This is a genomic window from Lysinibacillus telephonicus, assembly GCF_003966145.1.
Lineage (GTDB): Bacteria > Bacillota > Bacilli > Bacillales_A > Planococcaceae > Ureibacillus > Ureibacillus telephonicus.
In genome coordinates, this window is record NZ_RXNR01000106.1 from 1 (window position 1) to 9773 (window position 9773).

Genomic DNA, 9773 nt, shown 5'->3' on the forward strand with positions numbered 1-9773 from the left:
CCTCAAACTGTAAATGAATTGAAGTATTGTAAAATACTAAAATATTATTCTTTAAAAAATATTTTTTCTATTAGATAAAACGGGTCAAACCGTTGATATATCAACATTTATAGAGGGAGGAGTTAAGTGGCAGATTTACTTTACCAAACGATTGGTCAATTGTTAGAGAAAAAAGCGCAACAATATCCGAATAGGGAAGCGCTTGTCTATTCAGACAGGGATTTAAGAATGTCGTATAAAGAGCTGGATGCACTATGTGATCAAGTAGCGAAAGGTTTAATGGCACTTGGCATTGAAAAAGACGAACATATTGCAGTTTGGACAACAAATACACCTGAATGGGTAACGCTGCAATTTGGCACTGGAAAAATGGGTGCACCGCTCGTTACGGTAAATACAAATTATCGTTCCACTGAACTTGAATATTTATTAAAACAATCGGACTCCACAACACTTATATTGATTGAACAAGTAAAGGATCATCGGTTTATTGATACGGTATTTGAATTGTGTCCGGAATTAGAACATTGCAAGCCAGGTCAATTAAAATCCAAGCGATTGCCAAAATTAAAAAATGTCATTATTTTAGGTGAGAATTCCTACAGTGGAGTTTACAATTGGTCACATATTTTAAATGCCGCAAGCCTTGTTACGGATGAACAACTAGCTGAGAGAAAAGCATCCCTCCATTATGATGATGTCATTAATATTCAATATACTTCCGGAACGACAGGCTTTCCAAAGGGTGTTATGTTAACTCACTCTAATCTAATTAATAACGCCGTTAATATTGCAGAATGTATGAAATTGACTCATGAAGATCGACTATGTATCCCGGTGCCTTTCTTCCATTGCTTTGGTTGTGTTATTGGGACATTAGCGATTGTAAGCTGTGGAGGAACAATGGTGCCCGTTCAAGATTATCATCCGGAAGTCGTTCTTCAAACGGTGGAAAAAGAAAAATGTACGGCACTTCACGGTGTTCCAACGATGTTTATTAGTGAATTGAACTTACCAAATTTTGCGGATTTTGACCTTTCATCATTACGTACAGGTGTAATGGCAGGATCAAACTGTCCGGTGGAAGTAATGAAAGCTGTCATTCAGAAAATGGGAATGAAAGATGTTACGATTTGTTATGGCCAAACTGAATCTTCCCCTGTCATTACACAGACAAGAGCAAATGATCCGTTTGATTTAAAAGTAGAAACAGTGGGTAGAGCATTACCAAATGTAGAAGTGAAAATTGTGGATCCATTAACGAACAAAGAAGTGCCTCCTAATACGCATGGGGAGCTTTGTACGCGCGGTTATCATGTTATGAAAGGATATTATAACAATCCTGATGCAACGAGAGAAGCAATTGACGCCGATAACTGGCTGCATACAGGAGATATCGCAACAATGGATGAAAATGGCTATGTCAGAATAACTGGCCGTTTAAAAGATATGATTATTCGTGGAGGGGAAAATATATATCCACGTGAGATAGAAGAGTTCCTTTATACATTTCCGAAAATTTTAGACGTGCAAATTGTCGGAGTACCGGACGAAAAATACGGTGAAGAAGTAGCAGCGTTCATCATTTTGCGTGAAGGTGAAACGGCGACAGAGGAAGAAATCCGTGACTATTGTAAAAATAAAATTTCACGGCATAAAATTCCGAAGTACATTCTCTTTATAGATAGCTATCCAATGACAGCATCAGGTAAAATTCAAAAATATAAATTAAGAGAGCAATTTGCTGGAGTTGTTAAATAATGCAAAGGATTCTTTAATAGAATCCATTAGGTTCATTATTTAGGTAGCACTGTTTAGCTTAATAGCATCAAATTATTAATTATTAGATATAGCTTTCTTTACATTAATTTACATACTCTCGTAGTGCTACTGCTATTACATTATGGAATAAAGAACAACATTCAAAATTCATTAAAAAGTAAGATATATGCTTTTATATATAAAAGTTTTAGAAGCTTTTGTAAACAATTCTATAGTTAAGATAAAAGAGAAAGCCCATTTATAAAATGGGTTTTTTTATGTTTGGAATTGTTAAAGTTCAACAATTATTCACATGAATTAACATAAATTATTCTCTTTTAATGTATAATTAAACCATTCTTACTTTATGGATATATTGGGGAGTATTAATAATCTCCTAAAGAATGGTGGGGTAAAATGTTACCGATTGAGAGACAACAACAAATTTTATCATGGCTGGATAATGAGGGAACACTGCGAGTTTCAGAAATCAGCAAAAGACTGCAAGTAGCTGAAATGACTGTTTACCGAGATTTAAAGCCTTTAATAGCGCAAAAAAAAGTTTTTAAAACATCAAATGGCATTACACTTTCTATGGAAACACACACTTCCTCAAATCGATGTTCTTATTGCTATAAAGATACAAACTCAAGATTTTCGGTTCAGTTAATAAAAAAGAATCAACAAATCGAACAAGCTTGCTGCCCACATTGTGGTCTTCTAAGATATAACGATATTGAAAATGAAGTCTCGCAGATTATTTGCCGTGACTTTTTGAAAGATACAACGATAAGTGCCAAAACGGCTGCCTTTCTTTTGAATGCGGAACTCAACTTGAATTGCTGCGAGCCACAAGTCATTGTCTTTGATTCTATGAAACAAGCTGCAAAATTCCAGCAGGGATTTGGAGGGGAAATATATAGTTTTAACGAAGCTATTCAAGCCATAATAGCAGAAATGAATAGCAAAGCTTGTTGTCATAAAGAGTGAGGTGGAAAAACATGAGTTCTATAAAAGAAGCAACAAATAAAAAAAATACAAAAGCATCCCTGTACCAAACAGTATGGAGATGGCATTTTTATGCAGGGATTATTTTTGCACCATTTCTTATTATTCTAGCTATAACGGGTTCTATATATTTATTCAAGTCACAAATTGAGAATGTTATTTATCAAGATTATTACGAGGTTAATCCACAAGGAGATCGAATAACAGCCACAGAGCAAATTGAAGAGGCCAAAAGGTTGTACCCTGATTCGGTAGTGACAAAGTATCGTCCGGGAGAAAATGATGAACGTTCGAGCGAAGTAAGTATAATGACATCAGATAATGAGTCTTTGACAGTTTTTATTGACCCCTATACAGGGAAATCACTTGGAGAGTTAAATAATGCTGATCGTATAATGGATAGGATTGAAGAATTTCATGGGGAATTAATGGCTGGAACTTTGGGGGATCGAATTGTTGAATTAGCTGCCTGCTGGGCGATAGTCCTCATTGTTACAGGTCTTTTTTTATGGTTCCCAAGGAAGAAAAAAGACTTGTCTGGTGTACTTATTCCCAGATTTAATAAGGGGAAAAAGATTTTTAGAAGAGACCTTCATGCGGTACCTGCATTTTGGATTACAGCAGGGATGTTATTTCTGATTATGACAGGTTTGCCGTGGTCAGGTTTTTGGGGAAATCAGTTCCAGGCACTTGTTACTAATACGGGCTTTGGATATCCGCCATCTGTATGGATAGGAGATGCCCCTTCCTCTATAGTCCAGACAAAAGATATAGCAGATGTTCCATGGGCAGCAGAAACATTGGAAGTACCGAAGTCGGAAGTTCAAGGGCTTATTCCTATTTCGATTGATGAGGTTGTTGAAATAGCGAACAGTGAAGGAATGCATCCAAGTTATACGGTTATTTTCCCAAATGATAAAGAAGGAGTTTTTACGTTATCTGCATTCCCTCCAAAAGCTCAGGATGAAGCCACAATCCATATAGATCAATATACAGGAGCTGTTCTGGCAGATTACCGCTATGATAATTATGGTTTAATAGGTAAGATAGTTGCCTGGGGAATAACTTTACATAAAGGTACTCAGTTTGGTTTAATTAACCAATTAATTAGCCTTTTAATTTGTCTGGGCATCATTCTAGTAGCAGTTAGTGGTTTTTACTTATGGTGGAAACGTAAGCCGAAAAAAGATTTAGGGGCTCCAAAAGCGATTAGTATTAAGAAAATGAAATTTTTCCTTCTATTAATGATTGGTCTGGGAATAGTATTTCCTTTGGTAGGTTTGTCTCTTATTGTAGTTCTAGCAATAGATTGGCTAATTATTAAAAGAATTCCTAGGTTACGGAAGTTCTTAAATGCATAATTCAATATGTAAAAGGTGGCTTTTGGAGTGAAAAAAAATATTTTTATTATTTTTATCCTTATTATAAGTGCTGTACTTAGTGGATGTTCCCTTAAACCGAACGTGGAAAAATTATATAAAGAAGAGACTCCCCTAGAGGCGGAAATCATTATTCCCAACAATTTTTCAGATAATGAAAAAGAGACTATCCAGGTTAATCTTACCCAAGAGGGAGAAAAAGTGAAGGATGCAGATTTTGTTCATTTTGAGATATGGAAACAAGATGGCACTGTAAAGTATTATATGGAAGAAGCCAATAATCTGGGCAACGGTACTTACAGTATCAGTAAAGATTTTGACAGTGAAGGTCTATACTTTGTAAAAGTACACGCAGGGAATAAGGGTTCCATTATTATGCCTAGAAAACAATTTGTTGTAGGGGAACTTTCTGAAAGTGATCTAGACTTCTTGCGAAAAGGGGCACAAAGCGAAATAGAAGTCCATGAACACCATCACTAAATACAAGGGGTTAAATATTTAGATTTTATTCTTTTAGAGAGTATAAGATTATTCATTTAACTTAGCTTTACAATATTCAACAATCAAGCACTTTCCTAGAATAAGGAAAGTGCTTTTTTCATTGAAGGGACCGAATAACACCTATAATGAAAATTGGATATATATGTTAGTATATAGTTAAGGTTGTGAAGTACTGCACTTCAACAATTATTTGGGATTTAATGTAATGGGTAGTGAAAGGGTGTCTTGATGAAATTAATATTTTCGATATTATTCGTACTTATTGTAATCATTTCAGGTTGTAAAAACGTAGATGATGAAATAGAAACAGAATTAAATACGATACAACAAGCTTCATTAGAAAGTGGTATTCCATCAGCAGATATTATTTATAAAAAGGAAATAACGGATAATGATGCATTCTCTCTTTTTCAAATTCCAGATGGATATGGAGTTCTGCACTTTACTAGTAAAGAAGATGGGTGGGGTTATCGAGGACATTCCGGTTATCAGTATGATATTGGCGATATAACATCTTTTACATTAAGTCAGTCAGCTTGGCATAAAGGGGATATTTCCTTGGATAAAGACAGTCTTTATACAATGGTATTCTTAGGTGAAATAATTGACCCTAAGATTAATAAAATTATTGTTGAATATGACAATATAAAAAGAGAGGCAAGTATTGTAAAAAATAAGGATAGAAGGTTTTGGTATTTATTATCTGAGCAGGAGGACGGTAATGAAAGTGTAAACATGGTTTCTGCCTACTCTTCTGAAGGAAAATTGCTTTATATAGAGGAAGGTTGAGAAGTTTTGATTTTTAGTTACTTAAGGAGAAAAACTTATAAGCTCTACTATTTTAGGCTTGTTTTCAGACGGTAAAGTAATTGAACAGATAACAAAATAATGTTAACTTTCTTATTCAACATAACGTGCATGATTAATTAAGAATGATAAATTCTCTTTTAATGTGAGGTGAAAACATGATAAAAGGAATATTAATTGGAGCTTCATTTGGAGCAGTTCTTTCAGTATGCTTTTCATTTATTTTCATGTTTATTGGTCAAGGAATAGCTGGGGGATATGTATCTTTTTGGGGTGAGAGTTGGTTATACTTTGCTGCTTTATTTCCTTGTGTAATTACTTTCATATATTTATCAACGTACTTTTTTAGAATTGATACTCCTTCAAATAAGAAAATGTGGATACTAAGTTTTTTCGTAACGCTTTTTTTGATATGGTATATTTCAACATTAGGAGCATTAACGGGCGAATATATTGTACGAGGATTAATTCAAAAAAGAGAGACGATTGGTGTAAATGAATTAGGTACTTTGGGTTGGGGTAGCGTTTACGCATTAATATTAACACCGATATTAACTCCTATTAATAGATTGTTGCTTGAATTGTTTTACAACATTCTCACAAAATTTAAAGCTACTAAGTCGAGTTTGAATTAACTAATCCATTAATTGTCACTTCTTTTCAGAAAACGATATAGAATTTGATATGACCCAAAAGAAGTTAGAAGCAAAGCTAATGCTAATGATTTTTGAATTTATAAAGAATCTATCAAAGATTCTTGAGAAAAAAATTATTCTCACTGGAGAAAACTCACCTAAATGCCCTTTGGAAGCAGTTAAGCCGGATGGAACATTGATTAAAATTGTTTGTTGAACTAAACGGAGGCATGAGTTCCTATAATAGGAGTTGAAACATATGGAACAATACAATTATGAGGAATTTCTTAGGGATTTAAGTATGGGCAGAGAAATTCACTTTTTTTATAAAGACGAAGAATACTATATTGGTTCTGGAACAGGTCAATTTATGTTTTGGAGGTTCTATGATTCTGCAAGTGAAATTATTGGAGAAGATATTGAAGATTTGCTTATAAAAGTTAAATTGGACGAGAAAGAAATTAAGGAAGTATGGGACTTAATTGAGATTAATTCTATTTTCTGATGAGTTTAAAATGTATATGTAATATAAGCCGTTACGCTAACGTGGGCTTTGGTTAAATAACAATATTCAACAATGGGTTGCCTTCTAGAAAAAGGAAAATGTTTTTAGGCAATAAAATTGAGTTATTTACAGTTTAATTGAAACCATTTAAAACTCTGTAAGCATATTTAGTTATTTTATTTAGAAGTAGGGAATTGAAAGAGAGCACTATCTTTAGCGCTGGAACACGGAACTCCCTTGTTGTTCTTCCTTTGGCATTAGCTTTACCTGAGTCTTGGGCAAATAAAGCGGCGGCTGTGATTGCAACACAAACTATTGTGAAGTTAATAGGAGAATTAATCTAATAAAGGCAGTACCTAATTTGATATTGAAAGATTCTCCAAAAAATAAAGATTAGTTATTCTTCCTCATGTTGATAATGAACAATACATAGAAATCGCTTAGTCGTCTTCAATATGGTCCACTATTTTCCACCAATATCTAAAACGTCAAAAATCCCTACTTTTTTACTGAAAGCAGGGATTTCATTTGTGCAATTAGAATTTTATAGAAACGAAATACAAGATATTAGGTCTTATTTTTTTCTAAACAGTGTATCCCCAAGAGGGACTCCAAACACAATACCCACAACCGTTAAAACTACCAAAGCTTCTAAAAGAAAATACCCAACTTGATCGAACATCGTTTATCTCTCCTTCTCCTAATATAATTTTTCCCCTATATTCATAATTATCCAAATTTTTACTGTAAAGTCAAACTAATATAGAGCATAATCATTTGTGCTTTTAAAAAATAGTTTACTTCATTACAAGCGTAGGTATGCAGGGATTATATTTTGTTTTTACCACTAAGAACGTTAGTACGATAATGAAGAAGAGTTTATTGGAGTATGTTTAATCAAATGTTCTCGATTGCAGCTGATTAAAACTCCTGATACACGAGCAACTCTTTTATTGCATAGTAGACGTATACAGCGCAACGATAAACTTCAAGTTATCGTTAAAAGTTATCTTCAACTACAGTTTCTTCTAATTTTATTTAAAATCCTCACCCGGCACTTCTTAAATAGGAGATATACAATAAAGTAAACTAGGGTTGATGAGATTAGTATATTGATAACTGCACCTGATAGAAATAAGAATCCACTGGAGTGAGGGCCAACAATACCTTTATAGGTATGATGAATAGCATTTATGTATTCAACATCATCAAGTTCATCTACCTTTGATTTCCCATCGAAAATTAAGCTCCCAACTTTATAATTTAATAAGAAAAGTAGTGGCCAAATAGGAGTTCCTATAATACCACCAATAAGGGCTGAAACTGTATTGGCCTTTACTAGTCTTGCCAAACCAACCGAAAGGACGGGACCTAGCCCGAATGTAGGAATCCAGCTTGGGATAAGACCCATAGTTAGACCTAATGCTACATGATGTGGACTAGATTTAAGTCGAAATAAACGGATTAAATTAAATTTAATTCTACGTGTTATTTTCATCTATGTATATCCTTTCTAAGTACCTTAACACGATTTTAAGAGTCAATGTTTGTAGTGTATTATTACGATAATTTTTCCGGTGCAACTGCAGCAATAAACACCCATTAGGGGAAATTTTAAAGGAAAAGTTATTCCCATTAACTTATTAGTAAATCCCTTGCTTCTAGATGAAAAAAAGGCAGTTATTTAAATACATTAACTATTTTTTATCCTTTTGACTAATAGATTTAATAAATAAATTATATATGTAGGGGCAGCAATATATATTAGGTAAGGAAACTTTCCGTAAGTTCCTTTATATATAAGATATAATAAACATCCTAAAAAAATCGTAACAATTGTGCCGTACTTTGGTAGCGGTACTTCTTTTAAACTGGGTATTCTTATCCTACTAACCATTAAAAAACAAAGCATCGTAAAGATAACTGTTATAATAATATTCGGAATAAGATAACCAAACAAACTAAGTAATGCTAAAATACCACCCGCTGCAGTAATTGGTACGCCAATAAAATATTTTTGAGACGTTTTATTGGTACTAATATTAAATCTCGCTAATCGAAAAGCACCGAACAACGGGAACAATCCAGCAACTGCCAATCCTAGTAATCCAAATTGATAAAAATAAGTGTAGTAAATTAGAAAAGATGGAGCGATTCCGAACGTAACAATATCTGCTAAGGAATCTAATTCTTTACCTAAAGTACTATCAGCTTTTAAAACTCTAGCTAACCTACCGTCCATACTGTCTAACATCATACCAATTATGATCAAAATCGCCGCGTTTTTAAAATGACCATTTGCAGCAAATCCTATTGAAAGAAAACCACAATATAAATTACCTAAAGTTAACATATTGGGGATACTCTTTGTAAAGCGCATACTCAATCACCTACTACTTTTAATTATAAATATCGAACAGTATTTCTTGCTCTATTTAATGGTTATATATTCATCTCGAATCCTACTATTTTATCACTTACATTAGGGTGTGTCGATTATGTATTTTTTCATATGTTGCTAGAAGGAAATGAGTATCTCTTTTAGGTTTCATCGGGTTCTTAAATTGAACAAAACAAAGTTATTTGCTACTCAGTATAAATATACTCTGAAATAGAAGATATTTTTCCGCAATAGGTCGCTTACCTGTAGTAAGGTAAGTTGTTTTTTCATTAAGGGTCCATTTTCTAAAATAAAATCTATTAACTTTATGGTAAAATATGTTAAGTAATCGATATGCTAAGTGTAAATGAAGATTAATTTATGGATGACTAACGGGGGTGAGATTTTTGATAAGTTTTATTATTTCTTCCATAATCATATTTGGATTAGGAATACTTTCAGAAATTTATATAAGAAAGAAATTTGGAATTGAAAAACGTGAGGGTTTTATCTATAAAGGCGTCAATGAGTTACAAAGATGGGTTGAGGGCAGTATTTTAGTAATATTCCTTATATTATTTTGGTTTTTAATTGATTATGTATTTCACCTGCTTATATTTTATTTTGTCATACTGAACCTTTTCCGTGCCTTAATGGAGTGGAGATATGAAAGAGATGTGTATTGCATAATAAAAGTGCAGACTAGTGCAACGAATTTGTACAGAGTCTAGCACTTTTTTAGTGCAAAAAAATAGACTTGCCAGCCACCCCAAGTCACTCTACTGTTAAAGTGTCGA

At 33.4% G+C, this 9773-nt stretch carries 10 protein-coding genes and 1 pseudogene; 9 read left to right on the forward strand and 2 right to left on the reverse strand.

Features of this window, described 5'->3' with window-relative positions; all coding sequences use genetic code 11:
- Positions 1-126: 126 nt before the first annotated feature.
- The 8 genes and pseudogenes from EKG35_RS19640 to EKG35_RS19675 all read left to right on the forward strand — a co-directional run.
- Positions 127-1761, forward strand: a complete 1635-nt coding sequence (locus EKG35_RS19640) for an AMP-binding protein (RefSeq protein ID WP_126296238.1) — start codon at positions 127-129, stop codon at positions 1759-1761.
- A 417-nt stretch (positions 1762-2178) separates the two neighbouring features.
- Positions 2179-2751 (forward strand): DeoR family transcriptional regulator, encoded by a 573-nt coding sequence (locus EKG35_RS19645; protein WP_126296239.1) that lies wholly within the window; start codon positions 2179-2181, stop codon positions 2749-2751.
- A gap of 11 nt (positions 2752-2762) precedes the next feature.
- Positions 2763-4130 (forward strand): PepSY-associated TM helix domain-containing protein, encoded by a 1368-nt coding sequence (locus tag EKG35_RS19650; RefSeq protein WP_126296240.1) that lies wholly within the window; start codon positions 2763-2765, stop codon positions 4128-4130.
- A gap of 27 nt (positions 4131-4157) precedes the next feature.
- On the forward strand, positions 4158-4628 hold the full coding sequence (locus EKG35_RS19655; RefSeq protein ID WP_126296241.1) for a FixH family protein: 471 nt from the start codon (positions 4158-4160) through the stop codon (positions 4626-4628).
- A 249-nt stretch (positions 4629-4877) separates the two neighbouring features.
- Positions 4878-5438 (forward strand): hypothetical protein, encoded by a 561-nt coding sequence (locus EKG35_RS19660; protein WP_126296242.1) that lies wholly within the window; start codon positions 4878-4880, stop codon positions 5436-5438.
- Between the two features lie 176 nt (positions 5439-5614).
- Complete coding sequence (locus EKG35_RS19665) at positions 5615-6091, forward strand: hypothetical protein (RefSeq protein WP_126296243.1); 477 nt, start codon at positions 5615-5617, stop codon at positions 6089-6091.
- Between the two features lie 259 nt (positions 6092-6350).
- Positions 6351-6596, forward strand: coding sequence for a hypothetical protein (locus tag EKG35_RS19670; RefSeq protein ID WP_126296244.1), 246 nt, complete (start codon positions 6351-6353; stop codon positions 6594-6596).
- Positions 6597-6805: 209 nt separating this feature from the next.
- Positions 6806-6993 (forward strand): annotated as a pseudogene (locus tag EKG35_RS19675) (arsenic resistance protein); the annotation flags it as partial.
- Positions 6994-7608: 615 nt separating this feature from the next.
- Here the strand turns inward: EKG35_RS19675 and EKG35_RS19680 are convergent.
- Together EKG35_RS19680 and pssA are read right to left on the reverse strand one after the other, a co-directional pair.
- A complete protein-coding gene (locus EKG35_RS19680; protein WP_126296245.1) occupies positions 7609-8094 on the reverse strand; it encodes a DUF2062 domain-containing protein in 486 nt (161 codons plus the stop codon).
- A gap of 195 nt (positions 8095-8289) precedes the next feature.
- Entirely contained in the window at positions 8290-8976 is a 687-nt protein-coding gene (gene pssA, locus EKG35_RS19685) for a CDP-diacylglycerol--serine O-phosphatidyltransferase (RefSeq protein WP_126296246.1), read from the reverse strand.
- 398 nt (positions 8977-9374) lie between these two features.
- Between pssA and EKG35_RS21685 the strand changes: the two genes are divergently transcribed.
- Entirely contained in the window at positions 9375-9707 is a 333-nt protein-coding gene (locus EKG35_RS21685; protein ID WP_126296247.1) for a DUF4181 domain-containing protein, read from the forward strand.
- The last annotated feature ends 66 nt before the right edge of the window (positions 9708-9773 follow it).